Genomic DNA, 21946 nt, shown 5'->3' on the forward strand with positions numbered 1-21946 from the left:
AGTCATAGTTCCGATAACAACAATACGTTATTGATCAAGCTCTAGTGATGAAACTGACCTATTGTTTTGTGAGTCTGGGGTATTAAGACCATTAATTTCCGTATTTCCCCAAATCTCTGGATAAGCTTCCTCTAGGTTTAGTGGCATAAAGAAGTTAAGCCTTGGAACTGTACCAACTGGCTCAACGCTGTAGCCGTCGCTGTAGTCGATAGTACCTACTTGATATTCAATGGTAGCCATTAACCCTGAATCTGTCACACCAAGTAGTTCCCACTTAAAACGACGCTGAAAGACAAACGCACTGTTCTCTCTAAGACCATCTAGCGTTAAAAGGTCCCCCTCTTGCTGCCACTGAAAGTTATAGAGCGCACTGTCATCCACAAAACGAGAAACAGGTAAATCTGGCTCAGAATAATCTATCTCGGCAAAAACCCTACCGGCAGTACCATCACTATCAAAGTAGTAACTCCACAAATCTTCCGCTAGTGGCAAATCATTAACAAAAAGCGAAGCGCTCAAGGTAGAAGCCCAAACCATTGGTGGCGTAGACGTTACATCAAAACTCTCAGGTAAACTGAAGTCGATACTATGCATATCAGCCGCATACTTTATTACGTTTCCGGCCTCTTCATATTCATACACAGCAATTAAGTAGTCATTCTGCTTTTTAAATGGCGTGACTTTAACTGATTTACCGTTTACAGATAAGCTAATTGTACCGCTGTCGAAAGACCAACTGCCCTGAGTACCAAACAAACGAGAATTGACCGTGTTGTCATCGTTAAAAGTAAGGTAATCGCTTACCATACCTTCTAGAGTAATCGGGTTACCTTCAGGGTCGTTTAAGCTGTACTCAAACTCACTGTTGTAAGCGACTACCCAAGGCGATGCCAACACATCTTCACGAGAAAGCGAAATGGCTTCAGAAGTATCGCTGTAAATAGAGGTATAAGTTTGAGGATACTCTGTAACAAACTTAGGCGCGCCATAACTCTCATCAACCGCTGGCGTTATCGTTAGCTCTATAACTTGTGATACGTAGGCAATCGCATTGCCACCATTTTCGTACACTAATTCGAAACTCTCAGAAACTGGGCTTTTTTCTATTCTCCATTGTGCAGAGTAACCTTCTTCATCTGCTGCAAGAATTTGCAATACTGTTTCTTCATCGAAGTATTCAAGGTAGTTCGATGGGCTTGGCGGAAATTCAAGGCTTGGGGTTGCATCGGTGTTCACCACTACAAGTACCCCATCATCTACCGACCAACTAACACTATCTGAAAAAATGTTGTAGTAGTTTTCGGCTGACGATTTGCTTCCCGTTCCATCGTCATTGAAGGTATAAACCGCCGAACCTTTAGTCGCTAGGTACGCTCCTGCGTTATAGGTTGCAAAGGTTTTACCTGCTATCGATGATTCACTGTAGCTTTGTTGAAGCGTGTCATCTTCTAACGTTTCAACACGGGCTGTGTTAATTGCATCGGCGTACGTATCGGCATAAGTACCGTCTTCGTTTATCAGCCCTAAATCATTTAAATAGGCACGAATGGTAGTGAGAATATTTTCTTCACTGTCGGCAAAGAATGAAACCGTATCCGTACCATCAGGTAACGAAAAATCTTCATTGTCAGCAAGTACCTTTATAAAGCTTGCAAGGCCTAACACTTTCTCAAAATCGGCTTCAGCGACGTATACGTCAAAGCTTGCTTCCCCGCCGTCGTTTACATACTCAGTGTACATAATAGAAAGCGCGGTGCTTACATGGGTGATTTTACTTTCTAAGAGCAGTACATCTGAAAGCTCGTTAGTATCGTTCTCACTTGCAAGCGCTCTTAAATCTAAGAAATTACCCACCCGCGACACTAAACTTACGTGGCTTTGATCACCCGCCCCGTTAGCGTTAAGCACTAAGTAACCAGGGTTTTCACTTACAAGAATTGGAAGTGAATATCTGCCATTGCTATCAGTAGTTGCAGTCGCTAGAACGTCACCATTATTGTTAGTAGCAGTAACCTCTCCATTATTTAAAGGCGCATCGGTCGCAATACCAGTGATTGTGACAGACTGTTGGTTAGTGATCGTAACCGTTGAACTTGATGACAATTCACCATCGGTAACTTCATACGAAAAGCTCACATCGCCCATTGCTTGCGCTGAAGGCGTATAAACCAATGTATTGTTTGTAATAGTGACTTCGCCGACATCAGGCATGCCGACTGCAGAAATAGTAAGCGCATCACCATTTGGATCGCTGTCATTCGCTAACACGTCAACAGTAACTGCTGAATCGTTCAACGTGGATGCAGCATCAGCAGTTAGAATGGGAGCCTGGTTTTTTTCGTCTGAACCACCGCCGCAGGCAGAAAGAAAAGTTGCACTAACAACAAGCGCAATAATGCTATGTTTCATTACTCAACGTCCTTATCAATTTTTATTGTTTTTTTAACAATACCATTTAATTTCCAACGCATAATAGCTTATGAAAATTCGAAATGCATTACTAAGTAAATGGAATGTAAATGAATGGCACTGATAGAGATATAAGTAAAAAGCGTAAGGTACTGTTTAAATTGGAAATAAAAAAACCAGCTTAAAAGCTGGTTTTTTTCATGTTCGAAAGCTAATCAGTGTTAGTCAGCGCCGAATAAATCGCGGCTGTACACTTTATCTAATACGTCTTCAATGTCTTCTGTTACACGGTTAGCAACAATTACATCAGAAATAGACTTAAACTCTTCTAAATCTTTAATTACACGCGAATGGAAGAAATCGTCTTCGGTAATTACTGGCTCGTAAACCACTACCTCAATACCCTTCGCTTTAATACGCTTCATGATGCCTTGAATGGCACTCGCTCTGAAGTTATCAGACCCAGACTTCATGATTAAGCGGAATATACCCACAACCTTGGGCTGACGACTTACAATAGAATCGGCGATAAAGTCTTTACGGGTGCGGTTTGCATCAACAATAGCCTGAATCATGTTGTTAGGCACTTCACTGTAGTTTGCCAACAACTGCTTAGTGTCTTTAGGTAAGCAGTAACCACCATAGCCAAAGCTTGGGTTGTTGTAGTGATCGCCAATACGTGGGTCTAATCCAACACCTTCTATGATTTGCTTTGAATTCAAACCACTACGCTCTGCATAGCTATCTAGTTCGTTGAAGTAAGCAACACGCATAGCTAAGTAAGTGTTAGCGAAAAGCTTGATAGCTTCAGCTTCGGTGCTATGAGTGAAAAGTACATTGATGTCTTCTTTAATAGCACCCTGCTCTAGCAAGCCTGCAAATGTTTTGGCACGCTCACTTAGCTCACCCACAATAATACGGCTTGGGTACAAGTTGTCGTAAAGGGCTTTACCTTCACGTAAGAACTCTGGTGAGAAAATAATATTTTCAGTGCCGTGACGCTCTTTTGCCTCAACAGTAAAACCTACTGGAACGGTAGACTTAACCACCATTACCGCATTAGGGTTTACTCGCATAACTTCTTTAATTACCGCATCTACTGAACTAGTATTAAAGTAATTGGTTTGTGCATCGTAGTCTGTAGGCGTTGCGATAATAACAAACTCGGCATCTTTATAAGCAAGTTCAGTATCTAACGTTGCTTTAAGATTTAGCGGTTTGTTAGTCAAATATTCTGTAATTTCTTTATCTTCAATAGGAGACTTTTTGTCGTTTAGAAGATCCACTTTCGCTGGTACTACATCAACCGCAATAACTTCGTTGTGCTGTGCCAATAAAACTGCGTTCGATAAACCTACATAGCCTGTGCCTGCAACGGCTATCTTTAAACTTTTCGACGTATTATCCATTTACTATATCTCCAATTCTTTTAGGTATAACAATACAAATAAGATTCAATCTGAACATTGTGCATGAGTTTTTTGAAATAATCATGAAAATGCATCATAAAGGTGCCTAGTGAGCTCAAATACTAAATTTCTCTTTACTCTACACACACGTTTTTGTGAAAAATCGTAATTTAGCGATAAAGAAGCAATATACGCGCCTAATATTTAATTTGTATTTATTAGTGATTAATAACCACGAAACCCTACTATCATTACATAGCAGGGTTCCTAAGGCACTTCATTAAGTGGGGTACTAACCTTTAATCGCCAGCACCTAATCGCTCACCTTGGTAGCTACCATCTAAAACAGCTTTCCACCAACCTTCGTTGTTTAAGTACCATTCAACGGTTTTGCGAATACCGCTTTCAAATGTTTCTTGTGGTGACCAACCTAACTCACGTTCAATTTTAGATGCATCAATCGCGTATCGCATATCGTGACCAGGGCGGTCTGCAACATAAGTGATTTGCTCTGAATACTTGCTGTCTTTAGGTTGAACATCATCTAAAATGTCGCAAATTGTATTCACTACTTCAATATTTTGCTTTTCGTTATGGCCGCCTATGTTATAGGTTTCGCCAATTTTCCCTTCAAGGGCCACGAGCACTAATGCGCGGGCATGATCTTCCACATACAACCAATCGCGAATTTGATTACCTTTACCATAAACCGGTAGTGGCTTGCCTGCTAAGGCATTTAGAATAACTAACGGAATTAGCTTTTCAGGAAAGTGATATGGGCCATAATTGTTCGAACAGTTGGTTACCAATGTAGGTAGCTTGTAAGTACGTAACCATGAACGCACTAGTTGATCGGAAGACGCTTTACTTGCAGAATAAGGAGAGCTTGGTGCATATGGCGTAGTTTCAGTGAATAACGGCAGTTCAGTGCCCTCTTCTACTTCATCTGGATGTGGAAGGTCGCCATACACTTCATCAGTTGAAATATGATGGAATTTAAAACCTTCTTTTTTAACATCATCAAGCGTTGACCAATATGCACGTGCTTGCTCAAGCAAGGTATAAGTACCTACAACATTGGTTTGAATGAACTCACCAGGGCCGTCAATTGAACGATCTACATGAGATTCTGCCGCTAAGTGCATAATGATATCGGGTTGATGGGTATTAAGAACGGCTTTTACGCCGTCGGCATCACAAATATCGACTTGTTCGAACGCATAGCGCTCGTTATCTGATACAGACAAAAGCGACTCTAAGTTACCCGCGTAAGTAAGCTTATCTACGTTTACGACTTTATGTTCTGTATCATTAATAAGATGGCGAACTACTGCCGAGCCAATAAACCCCGCACCACCTGTGACTAAAATTGTTTTCATACGTGTGTTACTCAATAATTATGCTTTTAACTCATCCATCATGGCAGACAATTGAGTACGCCAATGTGTAAGATTAAGTGATGAAAAAGTATCTCGTGTGCTGGTTTTATCTAGCACGCTATAGTGCGGTCGTGAAGCCGGAGTGGGGTACTGAGAAGAAGGTATAGGCAATACTGGAATAGCCGAAGACAACAAACCTTTTTCAATACCAAGCTCTTGAATGGCTAGCGCGAAATCGTACCAGCTAGCTACGCCTTCATCAGTCCAGTGATATACACCTTGGGTTTTATTTTGCGCTGCACTTACGCACACTTCTGCCAACCCTTTAGCCCACGTAGGCGTGCCAATTTGGTCATCAATAACCGACAACTGAGGCTTATCTGCCATTAAACGCAGCATGGTTTTCACAAAGTTATTGCCATGTGATGAATACACCCACGCAGTACGAACTAAGCAACTTGCGTTAGGCAGTAATTCCAGCAAGGCTTTTTCGCCATCTGCTTTAGTTTTACCGTAAACCCCTTGGGGCTCAATAGTGTCATCAGTGAGGTAAGGCGAACCTTTGTGGCCGTTAAATACGTAATCTGTAGATACATGTACTAAAAATGCACCTGACTGCTTACAGTACTTCGCTAAATTTTCAACGGCAGTAGCGTTGATCGCGTGGCATAAGTCGAAGTCTTCTTCAGCTTTATCTACCGCAGTATAAGCCGCCGCGTTAATAATAACGCTTGGCGCTAGTTTGCTTAGCGTTTCAGATAGAACAGATTCGTTGGTAATGTCAGTATCTTCAGGGCCTAAACAAATGGTGTCTTCACCTAAAATACGCACCAACTCAAATGACAATTGGCCAGCATTGCCAATAACTACAATACTCATGTTTAATCCTTAAAACGTAGGGGCATCGACAAACGCTACGCCGTTTTCATCTTTTCCAGATAAAGACGGCTTTTCACCGTTAACTAAAGGCCAATCGATGTTTAGAGTTGGGTCGTTAAACTTAACCGACACTTCTGACGCTGGGTGATAGTAGTCAGTACACTTATATACAAACTCAGCAGACTCACTGGTTACATAAAAACCGTGAGCAAAACCTGCAGGTACCCATAGTTGGCGTTTATTTTCAGCCGACAGTAAAACGCCTACCCACTGTCCATACGTAGGTGAATCTTTACGCATATCAACAGCAACATCATATACTTCGCCGCTGACTACGCGAACCAATTTACCTTGAGTTTGTTCTAGCTGGTAATGCAACCCACGAAGAATTCCTTGGCTGGATTTTGAATGGTTGTCTTGCACAAATTCAACGTCTGCACATTCTTTCTTAAACCAGTCAGTTCGGAAGGTTTCAAGGAAGAAGCCGCGTTCGTCGCCAAATACTTTTGGCTCAATGATTTTAACGTCTGGGATGTCTGTTTTAATTACTTGCATTTACTTTCCGTACAAACTGGCAATTTAGATAAGAAGAAAGGTGGCATTGCCACCTTTGGAAAGCCGATTTCAGGCTAGATTTTTACTCGGTCGTTAATTACTTTAAGTAAATAATCACCGTACCCGCTTTTCTTCAGCGGTGCCGCTAATTTTTCAAGCTGCTCTGCATCTATATAGCCCATTCTAAAAGCGACTTCTTCAGGGCAGCATACTTTCAAGCCTTGACGTTTTTCTATAGCCGCAACAAAGTTTGCAGCATCTAACAATGAATCAAGCGTGCCTGTGTCTAACCAAGCTGAGCCTCGGCCCATTAATTCAACCTTCAAGCTGCCGTCTTGCAGATAAAGATTGTTAAGGTCGGTTATTTCAAGTTCACCACGATGTGAAGGCTTCACTTCTTTCGCGAAATCAACAACGCGGTTGTCGTAATAATACAAGCCAGTAACCGCATAGTTAGATTTAGCAACAGCTGGCTTTTCTTCAATTGAAAGTGCGTTCCAATTATCGTCGAATTCCACTACACCGTAACGTTCTGGGTCGTTTACGTGGTATCCAAATACGGTAGCACCGTGCTCTTGCTTATATGCATTTTGCAGCGAGAGCTTTAAATCGTGGCCGTAATAAATGTTGTCTCCCAACACTAACGAACAACTGTCATTTCCAATGAACTGTTCACCAATAAGGAAAGCTTGCGCTAGGCCGTCGGGCGATGGTTGTACCGCGTATTGGATATTCATGCCTAAAGCGGAACCGTCACCAATAAGGTCGATAAAACGTTGCTGCTCTTCTGGCGTGGTGATAACAAGTACATCACGAATGCCCGACATCATTAACGTAGTTAACGGATAAAAAATCATAGGCTTGTCGTACACAGGCATAAGCTGCTTACTTACTACCTTAGTTAACGGATGTAAACGTGTGCCAGATCCGCCAGCTAATATTATTCCTTTTCTCATAAAATACGATAACCCCTGCAAGTGTTATTTAAAGTGCAACGCGAGCGCTATTTAACTCATTAAGAGTTCTAGCTCGATAGTAAATACATCAATATTCAAAAATCACCATAATCCGGCTTTACTTTGCGGCCAAAGGGATGAGGAGCCATATTCGGTATGGACTGAAGAACTATTTTTTTTATCGCTGCGGCGGTTTTTGGTGCTATAGAGCTCAATGAGTTAACAACATCTAACGCAACAAGCGGATACCCTAACATGACTAATATAAAAATTAAGTGACAAGACTTTCTTACGCTACTTTGCTCTAATAAAGAATCAGTGAGGAATTTTCTCTTTACTAATAGAAAATCTCCAAACGCAGCAACTCCGTCGTGGTATTTTGCATTTCCTTTGTCAGAGGTGTTCCAAGATACGACACCGGTATCGACAACCATAAAACCTAAGTCATCAAGATATTTGAGAACATCAAAGTAAAGTGGCGCTGAGGAATAAATATCTAAGAATGAAAGCTCAATTTGAACTGCAGTAACATTTAAAAGCGTTTTTTCACCACCTTTTAATACATCTAACTCAGCACCTTGAGTGTCAATTTTTACAAAATCGATGTTATTTTCAATATCGATTAAATTATCAAGCATATCGGTATCGATCTGAATAACCTCGTCTATATCGAAACGTTCTGGATGCCGATAATGCTTTATAGTTTCAAAGTTTGGTTTGTAAAATGACGAACATTCTCTCTTCTTTGTTAAGAAGAAGTTTTTTTTACACTTACTAGCCCCGACTAATACTCTGTGATGATGATGCTCTCTATAATCAGAAAAATCATTTTCATCTAGGTTGATATCGAAGGTATGAAGTGAAACGGTTTTCTTCAATGATTGAGTTAAAAAAGATGCACGATTGAAAGAACCCACATCAATTATCTCAACTGTGCTCACTAGGTCCTTTTTCAGCATAGCTTCGCATATTGCTCGACGATACTTTAAAGGTAAAAATTTAATGGCCCCCACAGCAAGTCCTCATTTTGGGATACCTATGCTCGAGTTTTTGTGCGATAGTTCTGACCAATCTGAAATACATTCAAAGCCACACTCGCTCGCCTTTTTCTTAAGTTCTTCTCGCACATTGCTAAAAGGCAAATATCCAAGAAAATCTATACCATTGTTAATTGCAGCATCAAGGTCTGACAAGGCATCACCAACCATCAATGGCGTTTTAAAGTGGCTTGACTCAATAATTTTACTAACATTGTCAGACTTTGATGTCGGAGAGCCATATATAGCATCAAATTGCTTGGATAAACCTCGCTTCTCAAACACCCATCGAAGTTCACCCTCTTCCGAGCCACTGGCAATAAACTTAGGTACCTTTATATCATTAAGCAAATCTATGCAATGTGGGGTTATTGTTGAGCTCATATATAACTGTTTGGTTTTATTCGCATATAAATCCAAAATTTCCTGATATAGCTCTTGTTCTTTACCCTGCTCAACTTTAATTAGATTCTCGACAAAGAACTCCACATGATAGAAGCGGGACTTCCCAAAATTCTTTGCAAAAAACAAGCAGCATTGCTCAACGATATCTTGCTTAATAGAGAGAGAATCTAAAGATTCCCTCATTGCATCTATTTTAAGCTTGTTAGAGTCGAAGATTACGCCGTCGCAATCAAATATGATTACATCATATTTAGACAGTTGGTTCATAAATTGAGCCTTTAGCTATGGCATAAGAAGACGGGGTTAACGCTCTAACTTTAGTTGAGCTACATGTTACATGCATTAATTTAAATAACTCATTCACTTCGGCTTGTCTTGGGTCAAACTTCTCATAACCATCAAAACCAACAAGTGATATCGACTTAGGCTTCATTGCAAGTGCTGCAGCCAAAGCATAACAAGCAGTCAGATCATATGGCACAACACAATTTTCGTCGTTCGACTGGAAAATTCCATCTTTGACAATTACCCCATAATCTAATAAACGATTATTTGACTGAACAAAACTCAAGTCTTCTTCGCTAAACCTATGGATTGGTAAAATAACAGAAGTATTGAAGCTACTATATAATTGCTTTTGTGAAAGAAACTTACTGTTATGCGATATCACGTATGAATCTACATACTCGTTCAGTAAGGGTAATGCGTTTACTGCTAAGACGTAAGGCTTATGCTCCTCAATATAGTTTTTAATACCCGTTTCGTATGTTTCAAGACTTGGTCCATTCGCGACAACTAAAATCTCCTTTCCTTCCGCAAGCCCAATTAAATCTGAGCTACCGGAGACTTTTTCATCAACACTATTGATGCTCAAAGCCTTACTATATAGAGACTCATCAAATGAAGCTGTATCGTCAAATTCTTTCAAGAAATCGATGGCTCCTACGACCTCATCCACACCATAGTGTGAGTCAGATAACAGCTTTTGTATGTATGTTGGGTGCACGTTGTTTTGCGCCCCGATGAAATAAAGTAAGTTAGTGCCCCACCCATATTGCTTTTGCATCGGTTCAAAGTAGCGAATAACCAGTTCGTAAATTGGGTTACATTGATAATCTGCAATCCCTTTGAATTTCAACTCAGATATCAATCTTTCAGTTTGGGTATTACCAGCTCCCCGTCCCATTCCCGTTATTGTGGAATCGATCCACTCTACACCATTTCGAATTGATGTAATGCTGTTTGTTAGCCCCAAAGACATGTTGTCGTGAGTGTGTATCCCTAGATCGCCGTTCCACTCTTTTCGCAATGCGGTGATGATCCTAACAACTTCGTCTCCATCCATATTCCCAAGAGAATCAGCAAAATAGAGAGCGTCGACAGTATCCCAGGAACTAATCTCTGCTGCCAGCTCTGAAATTAACTCTGATGCTTTCCCCCCAGATTGCATCAAATTAAACCCGACAATATATCCCATGCTCTTTAATTTCTGAGTAATTTCTTTACATCCATATACTTCAGAGAAATGAGCCGCAACGCGGACTAAGCCGACCTTGCTATCACTTTTGGGTACGAATAAATTATCTATTGCTTCGTTAACGCTCAACCCTGAAGCAAGGATTGTTTTAGCGTCAACCATTACACCGTAAGTAGGTCCCGAAGGCAGCTCAATAGTTTTCAAAAAGGATTCTGTCGTGTAGGCAAACGCACCAAAATAGCCGTTTTTCTTAAAATTGCGTAAACCCAACTCAACATACTCAATGCCTGATTCAGCAACAGCATGTAGATACGCATTCACGACTTCCGGTGAAAAGTCCCAAGAGTTGTAGTACCCGCCGTCTCTCAATGTACAATCTAAAATCTTCATAATTTACCAACTAATCTTTTTTAATATAAATCGCAGCAATTCCAGCTGAAATTTCTCTTTCGTCTACGCTACCTAGTTCACTCATATTAGTAATCTCATCAAACTCTAAGCTAACGTCTAAAGCTAACTCACTATTTTCGACTGTCAAGCCATCTAATTTCATTTCAATTTCTATGAAGTTTTCATCAAAAACAAAATCAACCTTACATAGGTCATTAATAGTAGCGATTCCTCTGCGTTTTATTACTGGAGATACTAATTGCATTACAGCTCTAGTTGCATCTCCCGGCACCAAAATTGAAAACTCACAGTTTTGACTGTTTAACCAAATACCAAACTCTTCCGGAGGATAACAACTAAGGTTACCCGAGATAACTTCAGCAACGGTCGAATCAAAACCAGTTGAATTCTTGCCCCGTCTAAACTGTACTTCGTCTTTAACAAATGGAAGTATCCCTTCATTAAACTGAACTTGTTTGTAACTTGTACTATCTGAGATGTGCCCAAATGCAATTTCTTTTAAACCAATGGCTAAGTTACGCCCCTTTTCATCTTTCGTTAATTTCTCACAATAGATATTGAGGTCTATTTTCACTTTCTCAGCGATGTAACTATTAGGAATAGGGAGTTCAAAAAAATACTCCGTACTAGCTGACAACGTTACATTTAGAATTTCACGATCTTCCATTGTTAAAACCAGAGGGGCAGGAAGGTGCCCATCTGGCATTACAAATAGTACTTTTAATATAGAATCCTTTTCGATTGGTTTTTCCAATTGAAAAGTAATAGTAGCTCTCCCTGCTTCACCAATCCATCGCCCCCATTTTTCCATTGGAAGCCAAGAATTACTAACACCAGAAAACTTGTAACCTTTGTTCTGAGCGCACTTTTCCAGTGTCGCAGTCGGAACAAAGTACTTCTCAGCAACTGCCTCTTGCGAAGAGTAAAACGTACGGTTGCCAGAATAAGTGCGCTCTGAAAAACCACAACCTGAACAAACAGACAATAAGTTCCTATCGAACTCAATGGTATTTAACTTAACTTTACCGCAGTTTAAACAACGATTCTGTTGCGAAGCAGAAAGGCTCATATCTGATTCCTAAATTTGAAAATTTGTTCTGCTAAAATAAAATCTTCCGGCCAATCAATATCGAAACCCGACATCTTATCAACTTCGTACATATAAGGGTTTTCACCGATCCTATCGTTAATAGCAATCATCAAGTTCTTTTCAATAACAAACGCAGCACTATTTGCGAAGTATAAGGGGGGTAAATCTTGAGTTTGGGGCCATTTATTTTGAGCGCGATCGTGAGAAATACACTGTCCTTTGCTATCCCAAGTAAAAGTTTGTTCCTTGGTTACCGTAAACAGGCTATCACAATCTCCATTTACCACTTCTGAATTATATTTTTCAATCATACGGTCCATTTGTTCCGAACCGAAGAATGGGCTGGTTACATGCGTCCAAATACACACGCCTTGAGGCATAATCTGCGAAACATATTCAACAAACTCATCCAGTCTGTCGGAGGTTGCAAATTTCGCCGGACGCTCCTCAATAATCATTTCTTTTGAGATGCTTGCTTTCACACCGTTTGCAATTTCAAGTACAACTTCATCATCAGTAGAGACTATTATGGTGTCAATATACTTACTTTCTCCTAACTGTCTTAACTTTAAGGCTAACAATCCCCCTTCAACATCAGCAAAATCTTTTGTATTTTTGCCCTTTATTCTTTGGCTTCCTCTTCTGCATGGAACCAATACGTTATAAGAAATGTTATTAAGCATCTTAATACCTATGCCAAAATGGGATTAGTTAGAAACGAGGGGTTAGACTCGTCAAAAATATCAATGTTTGAAATTGCTCTGTACACTGGGTCAAGGCTAAGAAGGTTGTTCGTAAAGCAACTGATTAAACTTGGCCATTTGGGAGAGTTTATGTCAACTTGCGCCATTCCAGGGATAAAGGGAGTATTCAGTTTTGTGTATATATTTTCAAAAAAAGCGAAATCGATCGCTTTTTCTAAAACTGTTTCCGATATCTCTGGTTCAAGGCATGCCTTCTCTAACTCACCAAAGTATTCTGCTGTGCTTGTGCAATGAGGTGTTATTCCAAGACGACTATATCTGGCTTCACCTGCTACTACAGTTTTAAGGCCTTGTAGCAGCATTTCATATCCGGGAGTTCCCTGTACAGTACTCCCAACTTCACAAAACTTTGCTACTTCTCTATTGTTTATGTGTTTGGAAACGATACCGAAATTTGATATATCCTTGAACTTGTCATAGAGATAGGTAATCCATGAATCTCGAACATACGTCAAGTCTTTAGGATGAACCTTGACTAAAACATTAATCGATTCATGTTCCGCAAAATGGCTAATTGTCTCTTCAAGCCATGTTGAAAAGTCATCAAACAACATAGGCCCATTAGCATGAACCGCATCCGTCAGAGCATGAGAAAGTAACACAATAGTTTTCTCTCTGGGGCTCTTAATTCCTGTAGAACGGAAAAACTCTTCCTTACTCATTTCAATGTGAAACTGATTAAAGTCGGCGTAACTTCTTGACTTCGTCAACCTATCGATAAGACCTTGGCTGTATTCATCGATCGCACTTTTCAATTCACTTTTTTTACTTAAATAAAACTTTTGATAATCAGACTCGAAGTCTTTTGACTTAACAACTCTTAAATCATCGAGAGTCCTCAGAATACGAACAGAACCAAAGACTAAAGGCCAATGAAACAGGACACACCCGCCATTTTTTAAAACTGCTTCAGCAATAAAATAGTACGGGTTGTATTCTACATGCCCTAAAACAGCGATCTTAATATTGTTTTTCTCTACAATTTTACGGGCAATTTTTCTAAAGGTATAACATTCACCAAATACTTGAATAAATTCTTCATTCAACTCAGTTTCTGTTGGCTTGAGAACAGATCGTAGATAATGATCATATGCAATTCTCAGGAGATCTCTGTCATCTTGCTCAAGGTGATTATGATCGCCGAAAATAAGGTGCTTAACTGATAACTCGTTCTCTGACAGCAACGCTTTGATCTTCAATAGTTTCTCTTGAAAACCATTATCAATATTGCTAAGCGTATCTAAATGGTAAAATTCATTAACACCAAACGCGTTTGCTATCGCTTCATTAGCAATTGGCTGGTAAGAAATAAGAGGGGTTTCCCAGTTCTTAGTCGCTGAAACCAGGCTGCATTTATATTTCTCTTGTACAACTTTCGAAAGGTGGAAATTGAAGAATATATAGTCCATGTTATCGTGCATTGCATCAACAAAGAGGGACCAATCCTGTCCAGCTTTTGTCTTGTCCGACCAAAAAGCCTGAACCGAATCCAAACATTCCTCAAATTTAGTTGAACCATCAAGCTTCATTACTACCTCTCAGCAATTCAATTATTGAGCGCTGCGTATTTGCGAAGTGCGCGCTATCTTTATTCTTACTTGGTGTCTGTGACTCTCGGATATCAATTACTTCACTAAACTTGCGCAAAGATTCGTTTATGACTTCCCCATTATCTTCATCTCGCAAATACAAAAATGAGTTTTGACTTATAAGAATCTGACTAGGAATTGCAACAATCATCACAGAAAAGCGATCACCTCGATTACAAACAGTTCGCCTCTCTACAAGTTGGCCATCAATATAAAGGCCCACTTTTATTTTTCGGTTTACATCAGATTGGTCAAAAACCTTGAAAGCTAAACCACCACAATTGGCAGCATAAACCGTAGAAATCAACATCAGCTTTCTCCAACAATAATGCTTAACTCGTGCATCGCGCGCTCAACAATGCTTTCCCATGTCTGACGTTTAGAAAACTCAGACATGCTCTCTAATAAGCGATTCACAGATTCTGATGGCATAGATTCTAATTTATGAAGCTGCTGAAAGAGCTCGTCCGAGGAGAATGGGTCGAAATAAAAACCTAGTCCGCCCGAGGCCTCCACCAAACTGGAACTTAATGAACAGATCACTGGAGTACCCAAGGCTATAGATTCTAAAACGGGCATTCCGAAGCCCTCATAGAATGAGGGGTATATTGTTGCGCTTGCGTTCCGTATCAATAGAGACTTTTCAGATTCTGTAATTTCATTTATGTAAGAAATCTTTTCCGCAAACTTGCTTATATCAATGCCTTTATCGTGCGCGATTTGAGTTATTGTTTTACCCCATCCGAACTTACCTGCGATAATAAAATCGTAGCTTTCGAGAACCTCTGGGTATTGCTTTATCATCTCGAATATTAATTGATGGTTTTTTCTTGGTTCTACTGTTCCCAATATCAGCAAATAAGGCCTAAACGGTTCGTTAATGGTAGGCTCAGATACGTTGCCCAGGTAACTCGCACAACCAATTGTCACCGAATCCACATCCAGAGAATGAAAGTATGTGTCCACCTGATACTTAGTTGAATCAGAAACCGTAAAAATCAGATCATTTTGAGCAAGAGATTTGTGTATTACTGGTGATAGTTTTTTAACCATCCCTCGCTCATGAAATTCACTGCATAACAAAATGCCTAAATCATGAACTACTTCTACTTCATACTTAAATTGTTTGTCTTTACTTCTTGGAGAAAAATAGATTGCCACTATATTATCATTCGCGATTTTTGCGTAATCTAAGTAATCACCATTTTGGAGAGCTGTTTGAATCGCATCTTCATTCAAAGGTGTATCAGCCAAATCAAAATATCTGTCGTCAACGAATCCCAATAATGAAACAGGCTTAAGCTTCAATTCTTCAACAAATGAAATAGTGTAATTTTTCACGCCAGCAGATGTGACATCTAAAATCGGTTCAAGGTTGATATAAATTTCAGAAATATTACCCATAAATTTTCACCAACCGTTTAGTTGAAAGTTCACCAACTGCGCGATCCGAATACAGATGGCCGATGATTTCCTGACAAACTTTCATTTTACTCTCCAATTCGTCAGGTTCAGCTAATATTGACCTTTCCAAAGCTTGGTATACATCAGACAAGCCAACTTCGTACCAAGTTAAATTTTCAATCTTATGAAAACAAACTTTATCTTCGATATTTATCGGAATTTCTCTTGATTTAATTTCAAAGGCAGATTTGATATTTACGCAGTCACTCATCGCAGTATTCGATACAGAAACCGGGATGCATCCTCGAGCCATTGATTCTTGCAGTGGTAAATTCTGACCTTCACCATGAGATAAGCAGAAATAAAAGTCAGCCAAGTCGTATAATCGCTTAAGCTCTAACTCGTCAAGTCTTTCATTTATGATTATTATATTCTCGAGCAGTGTATCCACGCCCTTCCGGCTTCTTTTCCAAATTAAGTTTAATACTGAGGTCAATAATTTTAAGTCAGTATTACATTTGATTATCAAATATGCGTTTTTATATTTTGCAGAAAAGCTAGAAAAAGACTCTATAATCTTTGAAATATTTTTTCTATGATCATGCGGGTTAAAAACCGTCAAATATATTTTTTTATTTTTTATATCTGGAATATTAAAGTACAGAGGTTTTATCTCTGCTAGCTTATTCGTTCCAGTACTGAAATAATATGCAATAGAGTTCAGAAAACCTAAATTGTCAAAGCTCTTATTAAGTTTATTTTGGAGCGAAATATCTTCTTCATCATCCCAATAAGGGAGCCCTATCGGGCAAGGTATAAAGAGAACATTTGAAAGACCATAGTCTTCAAAAACTTTTTTCAAATGGCTGCTTGCAACCCATATCTCATCTGCCATTTTAAGCATGTTAACTTGATTGTAAAAAATCCCGTCGAATTCATTAGAGTCTTTCTGAAGTTGATTAAACTCCCAGGAAATTACCGCAATGTTGTAAGCCCCGTTAACAGGTCTGAATGCACGAAACTTCCTCATCATCAAATGTACTTCGACGTCTTTAAGTTTTGGTATGAATTCAGGGCGGGGAACAAACTTCATTTTGCAATCTGTTGCAGAGAGACACCTTTCAAAACTCTTAGCAACTACACCGTAAGAAAAATCAATATGACCAATTTCCTTATCAGGTGATGTTTTCATTGTACTAAATAATACGTCCATCTAGTTTGTCACTTATTGTTACTCATATGAGAAAGAGGATCATGGAATGTGGCGGCATTCCTTTATATACACCAATTAAATTATCTTCCTTGTGTAGTTAAATACTACTTATAGAAGCTTTTTACAACCGATTAAGGATAACAAACCTTCGACTAATATAGAACCACTCGTGATAGTTTGAATTTAATGTCAAATGACAGAAGCTTACGATTGAAGGAAACTACGAATAAGCTCTTCAACTGAGAACTGAGTCAGGTTTTGAATCTCACTGGTAAATTCGGAGGTGCATTTGTTTATGTTTTACTGCTGTAACTTCGGCTAATTGTCGATAATAGTTTTCCTCAAATTCCAAGCGGCGTTTTCGTGGATAACTTCAGTTTTGTATAAGCCGTTTATGGTTTCAACCAAAGCATTGTCATAAGAATCTACCACACTGCATACATGACGTACTGAAGCTAGCTTCAGATAATTTTTCTGAATACCAGATAGACGCATATCATATACCGCGATCACTGTGATGGATAACTCCTTTTCGCTTTCCAACTAGCCCATAATGCATGCTCAAGCGCATCAGGGATCCGTCAGATTGGCATTGATTTCATTACGCGTCATCCAATGAATTTTCGTGAGAATACATCGAAGACGAAAGCCTCGTCGGTGACCTGCCATGCAATCTAACTATTGGAACTGTATACATCTTTTTTCGAGTTTATTCTTTAACATCCTGAAACGATACTTCGGCGTTCATTCATGTAATATTGACATCGTTAAAACACATGCGATGCTTGCTCGTATTTACTCATGTTAGTACCCTTTTTGACTTCGCGAAAAAATCAAAGGGAGAGTTAGCATGGGTGGGTATAAGGACAAAGTCGTACCACGCCCCTAGGACCAATCAAGCTTCGCTCTTAATAAAGCCATAAAATGAAGGATTATCAACGTCAATTGAACTGACTCACAGCTTATTTTTCAAAGATTCAATATACCTATAAACAGCTGTCTCACTTGACATCAAGTTGAGAAAGTAACTTAAGTCGTCTTTAGCCTTGGCTTCAGCAAATACCCTTCCACTCATTACAGACATCTTACGACGCTGACGAAGCAATTCTACTCTCCAAAAGGGTAAGTTAACCTTTTTGGGGTCAATTCTTTTGCTTGGAAAGCTGCGCCCTTCCTTTTCATCATCTTGCGTTCTAACTACTAATCCATGTCTTCTATGTGAAATACCACCGAACTGAGTCTGTATAATCTCATTTAAGGATAAATTCTCGGTAGTTAGCTCACCGCTTGTACCGCCACTTTCAAAAAGATCTGTTAATTCAGGGTTCCTTGATACAACAATGTTAGTTCCTCTCCACTCGTCGTTAAACTTTGGCAGCCACGCATCTCCAAAAACGATATCGGCAGTTTCAGCGAAAATGTCGTCGCAATAGTTACACGCATTAGGTTGGAAGAATGCATGCCCCCAATTTCCGCCTAACAGGCTTGTTGGCTGCGCGGATTTCTCCTCATTATCTTTGGAAGTAACCGAAAAGTGGTAGTTGCCTACTTTGGTATTCGGAATCTTTTTCCTAAAGTCTACTTTCTGTACTTCAGAAGGGACAACTCCTAGCTGCCAAGCATTAGATTCTGCAAAAAAACGAGTCTTCATATGGCCACACACAATACCAATAAAGTATTTTAGCGAGTTTTTGAGACCCTCATCGTTTTCACAAAGTAATCGTGCAGACTTTATGAAGCATGGCACTCCAACAATTGCATAGCGTTTATCACTGTTCGAACTAACTTCTTTAAGCACGTTAGCTAACGTAGTTGGGTAATAGTTGCTTTTACGGTTACTATCAAGTTCGTTTTGCGTTTTTGATATGCGGTATTCAAATAAATCGCCGTCACAGGCAGCTTTGCCAACATGTACAACACCATCAATTAAACCTTTCTCTAAGAGCTTCTTGGTCAACCAAGATGTTAGACCGCCCGAACTACTTCCAATCAAACTTTCTTCGTCCGATTGTCGGCCCGCAAATAGTGCATTGTACCTTCCAACAACCTCGTTGAATGGAAGTAAGTTGGCACGTTCATAAGGTGCATCCAGCTGATCTTCACTCAAAGATTTGTCACTAAAGGGGCAAATTGCATTTATTTTGCTCTTCACGTCAGCTGGTAACGCAGACACATCATCTAAAGATACTGTGGGCGCACCAAGCTTACTTTCCTCTAGTCTTAAAGCGCTATCAGTCGCATAGGAGCATCCTCCGCAACCTATACACATATCTGACTTTAAAACGTCCTCAATATTAAACTCTGTTTTGCTTTGCTTAGAAGGGAACTCTCTTACATCTATAGTAATTGGACTTTCTGAGGCAAACCTCTTTATATGCTGAGCTTCGCTTATTTGCGAGGCGTTAATCTGCGATAACTTTTTTTCTGATGTGTAAGTAAATTTGGCTATCAACTCGTCTGGTATACCAAGCGCTTCAACTAGAAACGTTAAAGAGTGGCGCCTCATTTCATTAAGTTTCTGGTTAACTTTTTCCCAAGATATTGGCGCCAACATCGAACTCTCCGTTACTTGGGAGGAGGAAGTGACTAGCCTTTCTTGCAATCCAAACATATTTAACAAAGAGGTAAACCTGGCCATACCCCTTGCCGGGTTTGCATAAGCCAAAAATGGTTTGTTAAACAAAATAGAGAACGCAACACCATGAAAAGAGTCGGTAACGATGTACTTAGCCATATAGAATGAAGCAAGCCACCCTTCAACAGACTGGTCGCCGTCTGAAGAATTAAGCGCATTTACCCTTTCAAAAAGTTTGCCATTTACGGAAAGCGCATTCAATCCCAATGTATTTGACAAGTTTCTAATCACAAGCTCTTTGTCATCGTTTATGTCTAGTACATAATTGAGCAAGTAATCTTTGCTAGTTCTGCGTTCATCAAGATTGAATTTGTTAGCATAGTGCTGTGCATCTAGCAACATTGTGGGGTCTAAGACGTGAGTGGCATTACTGCTTAGCTCTTCAGCACACATTGTAACGGCAGCGTCTTCGCGTACTCCTACAGCATCGAACCGTTTTAAAAGCCTAGACGCCATAGCCTGCCGGCTTTCGTCATATTCCCATTTATCTGAGCCGAAAGATGCAGCATAGCTAAGTCTTTTTATCTCGCTATTTTCAGGTAAGAACTCAAAGAAGAAGTCATTAAGAATCTCTTTAGCATACTGAGGGCGCCATACCTGATCGCTGCCCACAACCAATGCATCAAAATCGTATTCATTGATATCGCTTTCGAGTTCATGAGAATGAAAAAAAGGCTTTGTTATTAAGGGAAAATACGTGTCTAAAAACTTTTTGTTCGCTACAGAAAGAGACAGCCCTACGGACTTAACGTATTTCTGCTTTGAAGGTTTTGCATGCGCGTGGTGAAACCGCCTATTTACAAATACCGCTTTCTGCCCCAACGTTTCTATTACTTCCATCAAAGCATAAGCTTGCAGATTTCCACCGTAGTTCTTATTCATTGGCAAGGTCAAAATCCCCACATTCAGAGGTTTTGTATTAGCTCTGCTCTTCTTTTCTTGTGGGGTATTAACTTCAGCAATAATAGATGCGATGACTTTTTGTAAATTTTGAAAGCAAACTAAGAGCTCTACGTTTTGAAAGAGTTTCTTGTGGGTATTAAACTCACCATTAAGTCTGAATTTCGTCGAGCTAGCTCGCTGAAGCAAATCAACGTGGACAGTGTTACTATTTGCTGCGTATATATTGAATGCGAAATGCACATTTTTATATTTAAAGTCTACAACGGCACATTTAGCTTGGTATATCCAAGCTTTTTTGAAAACTAAATGAATAAACTGCTCTTGTTTTGGTAAATTGCTAAGATACTCTTCAGCGTGCTGCTTAATTGTCTCCAACTTAATTGGAGTGCTACTTTCTTTCATAATCTTATGTGCCTTGAATATTAAACCTTGCGACCTTGAATTATTGGTGCATCCCCTAACTCATCTCTGATATTTTTTCCGAAACTATACTTAGGTCACTTTCGCTTACTGAGGGGTGCAACTTACGGGCAAAGCATGCACCTGAACTTAATATGGTTTTTATATCATTTCGAGCGATACTGATAGGAGAGCCTAGTCCATATCGCAAGTTGTCTTTCGATAACTCCTTTTTGAAAGGGTTCTGCTCCGAAAATAATGCACTTGGATATAAGGTTTCATCTGGCTCGAAGGTTGTTTGTAAATGCTCAAAAATCTCAGTGAATAAGGAGCTAGATACTAACCATTCAACTTGTTTGCGATGCAGAACCATCCATGTCCGTCCGACTGTGTAAGCGTGCTTGGTCCAAAATGCTTTTCGGAAGTTTATTTCATCTTCGGTCAGACTTCGTATGAATAAACGTTTATTGCCTATTTCTTCGCAATACAGTGCACGTCTTTCCATTACCCTGCTTATTGGGTTTAGATTTCCGGTGTGCAATTCTCTATCAACTTCACTATCGCACACAATTTGTAATCTAGAGTACTTTCTTTCTACACGAGAAAATTCTTCACTTTGCTTAAGCCAATAGTGTGGTTTGTTTGGCTTAAACCCAAAGCAAAAAGAGGTTTTATTATTTTCTTTTTGTTCGAACTTCAAACGCTCAAAGAATTGACGCTGTGAAATTAGAGGTATATCCACGCCACTCAAATTAACAAAGTAATCCCAACCAGAAACTGCTAGCGCCTTTTCTATACTTTTCTTCATCTGGTAAATTTGAGAGGGGCCACACCAGGTGACAGGCATACTTTTAGAAGTGCTAAAGCCACAGATACCGCTGTGAAAGCTTTGACTCAATGACTCTAAGCTACTAACGTCGCCATCGTACGTCACATTGATGTGATTACCAAAATGAGAAAGGTGGCTAACTAGCCACCTTAAACGGTCTACATTACCGTGATGCTGTATGTCATAGTAAATCAATGCAATTC

Annotated in this window: 17 protein-coding genes and 1 pseudogene; all 18 read right to left on the minus strand. The window is 39.7% G+C overall.

Translation table 11 applies throughout. The features are described from left to right. Nucleotides 1-27: 27 nt before the first annotated feature. Nucleotides 28-2409, minus strand: a complete 2382-nt coding sequence (locus tag ALT761_RS17640) for an Ig-like domain-containing protein (RefSeq protein ID WP_129740175.1) — start codon at nt 2407-2409, stop codon at nt 28-30. A gap of 221 nt (nt 2410-2630) precedes the next feature. After that, nucleotides 2631-3818 carry a nucleotide sugar dehydrogenase gene (locus ALT761_RS17645; RefSeq protein ID WP_129740176.1) on the minus strand — a complete coding sequence of 396 codons (1188 nt, stop codon included), beginning with the start codon at nt 3816-3818 and terminating at the stop codon, nt 2631-2633. A 299-nt stretch (nt 3819-4117) separates the two neighbouring features. After that, the gene (gene rfbB, locus ALT761_RS17650; RefSeq protein ID WP_129740177.1) at nt 4118-5197 is read right to left on the minus strand and encodes a dTDP-glucose 4,6-dehydratase; all 1080 of its coding nucleotides are present in this window, start codon (nt 5195-5197) and stop codon (nt 4118-4120) included. Between the two features lie 18 nt (nt 5198-5215). Beyond that, on the minus strand, nt 5216-6076 hold the full coding sequence (gene rfbD / locus ALT761_RS17655; RefSeq protein ID WP_129740178.1) for a dTDP-4-dehydrorhamnose reductase: 861 nt from the start codon (nt 6074-6076) through the stop codon (nt 5216-5218). Between the two features lie 9 nt (nt 6077-6085). Further along, nucleotides 6086-6631 (minus strand): dTDP-4-dehydrorhamnose 3,5-epimerase, encoded by a 546-nt coding sequence (gene rfbC / locus ALT761_RS17660; protein WP_129740179.1) that lies wholly within the window; start codon nt 6629-6631, stop codon nt 6086-6088. Nucleotides 6632-6705: 74 nt separating this feature from the next. Continuing rightward, nucleotides 6706-7587: a glucose-1-phosphate thymidylyltransferase RfbA gene (gene rfbA / locus ALT761_RS17665; protein WP_129740180.1), complete on the minus strand. Its 882-nt coding sequence runs from the start codon at nt 7585-7587 to the stop codon at nt 6706-6708. A gap of 95 nt (nt 7588-7682) precedes the next feature. Beyond that, on the minus strand, nt 7683-8528 hold the full coding sequence (locus ALT761_RS17670; RefSeq protein ID WP_232043490.1) for an FkbM family methyltransferase: 846 nt from the start codon (nt 8526-8528) through the stop codon (nt 7683-7685). Between the two features lie 81 nt (nt 8529-8609). Then, nucleotides 8610-9296, minus strand: a complete 687-nt coding sequence (locus ALT761_RS17675) for an HAD family hydrolase (RefSeq protein WP_129740182.1) — start codon at nt 9294-9296, stop codon at nt 8610-8612. Then, nucleotides 9280-10896 carry an aldolase catalytic domain-containing protein gene (locus tag ALT761_RS17680; protein WP_129740183.1) on the minus strand — a complete coding sequence of 539 codons (1617 nt, stop codon included), beginning with the start codon at nt 10894-10896 and terminating at the stop codon, nt 9280-9282. Before ALT761_RS17680 ends, ALT761_RS17675 begins: the two co-directional genes overlap by 17 nt. Nucleotides 10897-10906: 10 nt before the next feature. Further along, a complete protein-coding gene (locus tag ALT761_RS17685) occupies nt 10907-11986 on the minus strand; it encodes a hypothetical protein (protein WP_129740184.1) in 1080 nt (359 codons plus the stop codon). Beyond that, nucleotides 11983-12690: an acylneuraminate cytidylyltransferase family protein gene (locus ALT761_RS17690; protein WP_129740185.1), complete on the minus strand. Its 708-nt coding sequence runs from the start codon at nt 12688-12690 to the stop codon at nt 11983-11985. Before ALT761_RS17690 ends, ALT761_RS17685 begins: the two co-directional genes overlap by 4 nt. An 8-nt stretch (nt 12691-12698) precedes the next feature. After that, complete coding sequence (locus ALT761_RS17695; protein ID WP_129740186.1) at nt 12699-14300, minus strand: capsular polysaccharide export protein, LipB/KpsS family; 1602 nt, start codon at nt 14298-14300, stop codon at nt 12699-12701. Continuing rightward, nucleotides 14290-14670, minus strand: a complete 381-nt coding sequence (locus tag ALT761_RS17700; protein ID WP_129740187.1) for a hypothetical protein — start codon at nt 14668-14670, stop codon at nt 14290-14292. The genes ALT761_RS17695 and ALT761_RS17700 overlap by 11 nt, the downstream gene beginning before the upstream one ends. Beyond that, a complete protein-coding gene (locus ALT761_RS17705; RefSeq protein ID WP_129740188.1) occupies nt 14670-15764 on the minus strand; it encodes a glycosyltransferase family 4 protein in 1095 nt (364 codons plus the stop codon). The genes ALT761_RS17700 and ALT761_RS17705 overlap by 1 nt, the downstream gene beginning before the upstream one ends. Further along, the gene (locus ALT761_RS17710; RefSeq protein ID WP_129740189.1) at nt 15757-16977 is read right to left on the minus strand and encodes a glycosyltransferase; all 1221 of its coding nucleotides are present in this window, start codon (nt 16975-16977) and stop codon (nt 15757-15759) included. The genes ALT761_RS17705 and ALT761_RS17710 overlap by 8 nt, the downstream gene beginning before the upstream one ends. Nucleotides 16978-17325: 348 nt before the next feature. After that, nucleotides 17326-17512 (minus strand): annotated as a pseudogene (locus tag ALT761_RS20965) (IS3 family transposase); the annotation flags it as partial. Between the two features lie 420 nt (nt 17513-17932). Further along, nucleotides 17933-20917 (minus strand): polysaccharide pyruvyl transferase family protein, encoded by a 2985-nt coding sequence (locus ALT761_RS17720; RefSeq protein ID WP_129740191.1) that lies wholly within the window; start codon nt 20915-20917, stop codon nt 17933-17935. Between the two features lie 55 nt (nt 20918-20972). Beyond that, nucleotides 20973-21938: a beta-1,6-N-acetylglucosaminyltransferase gene (locus ALT761_RS17725; protein WP_172602916.1), complete on the minus strand. Its 966-nt coding sequence runs from the start codon at nt 21936-21938 to the stop codon at nt 20973-20975. Nucleotides 21939-21946 lie beyond the last annotated feature (8 nt).

The sequence above is a fragment of the Alteromonas sp. 76-1 genome, from assembly GCF_900654235.1.
Lineage (GTDB): Bacteria > Pseudomonadota > Gammaproteobacteria > Enterobacterales > Alteromonadaceae > Alteromonas > Alteromonas naphthalenivorans.

Bases quoted from the DNA above. Each gene is read 5' to 3' on its own strand.
- ALT761_RS17640 (WP_129740175.1), bottom strand. From the start codon at position 2,409: ATGAAACATAGCATTATTGCGCTTGTTGTTAGTGCAACTTTTCTTTCT.
- ALT761_RS17645 (WP_129740176.1), bottom strand. From the start codon at position 3,818: ATGGATAATACGTCGAAAAGTTTAAAGATAGCCGTTGCAGGCACAGGC.
- rfbB (WP_129740177.1), bottom strand. From the start codon at position 5,197: ATGAAAACAATTTTAGTCACAGGTGGTGCGGGGTTTATTGGCTCGGCA.
- rfbD (WP_129740178.1), bottom strand. From the start codon at position 6,076: ATGAGTATTGTAGTTATTGGCAATGCTGGCCAATTGTCATTTGAGTTG.
- rfbC (WP_129740179.1), bottom strand. From the start codon at position 6,631: ATGCAAGTAATTAAAACAGACATCCCAGACGTTAAAATCATTGAGCCA.
- rfbA (WP_129740180.1), bottom strand. From the start codon at position 7,587: ATGAGAAAAGGAATAATATTAGCTGGCGGATCTGGCACACGTTTACAT.
- ALT761_RS17675 (WP_129740182.1), bottom strand. From the start codon at position 9,296: ATGAACCAACTGTCTAAATATGATGTAATCATATTTGATTGCGACGGC.
- ALT761_RS17680 (WP_129740183.1), bottom strand. From the start codon at position 10,896: ATGAAGATTTTAGATTGTACATTGAGAGACGGCGGGTACTACAACTCT.
- ALT761_RS17685 (WP_129740184.1), bottom strand. From the start codon at position 11,986: ATGAGCCTTTCTGCTTCGCAACAGAATCGTTGTTTAAACTGCGGTAAA.
- ALT761_RS17690 (WP_129740185.1), bottom strand. From the start codon at position 12,690: ATGCTTAATAACATTTCTTATAACGTATTGGTTCCATGCAGAAGAGGA.
- ALT761_RS17695 (WP_129740186.1), bottom strand. From the start codon at position 14,300: ATGAAGCTTGATGGTTCAACTAAATTTGAGGAATGTTTGGATTCGGTT.
- ALT761_RS17700 (WP_129740187.1), bottom strand. From the start codon at position 14,670: ATGTTGATTTCTACGGTTTATGCTGCCAATTGTGGTGGTTTAGCTTTC.
- ALT761_RS17705 (WP_129740188.1), bottom strand. From the start codon at position 15,764: ATGGGTAATATTTCTGAAATTTATATCAACCTTGAACCGATTTTAGAT.
- ALT761_RS17710 (WP_129740189.1), bottom strand. From the start codon at position 16,977: ATGGACGTATTATTTAGTACAATGAAAACATCACCTGATAAGGAAATT.
- ALT761_RS17720 (WP_129740191.1), bottom strand. From the start codon at position 20,917: ATGAAAGAAAGTAGCACTCCAATTAAGTTGGAGACAATTAAGCAGCAC.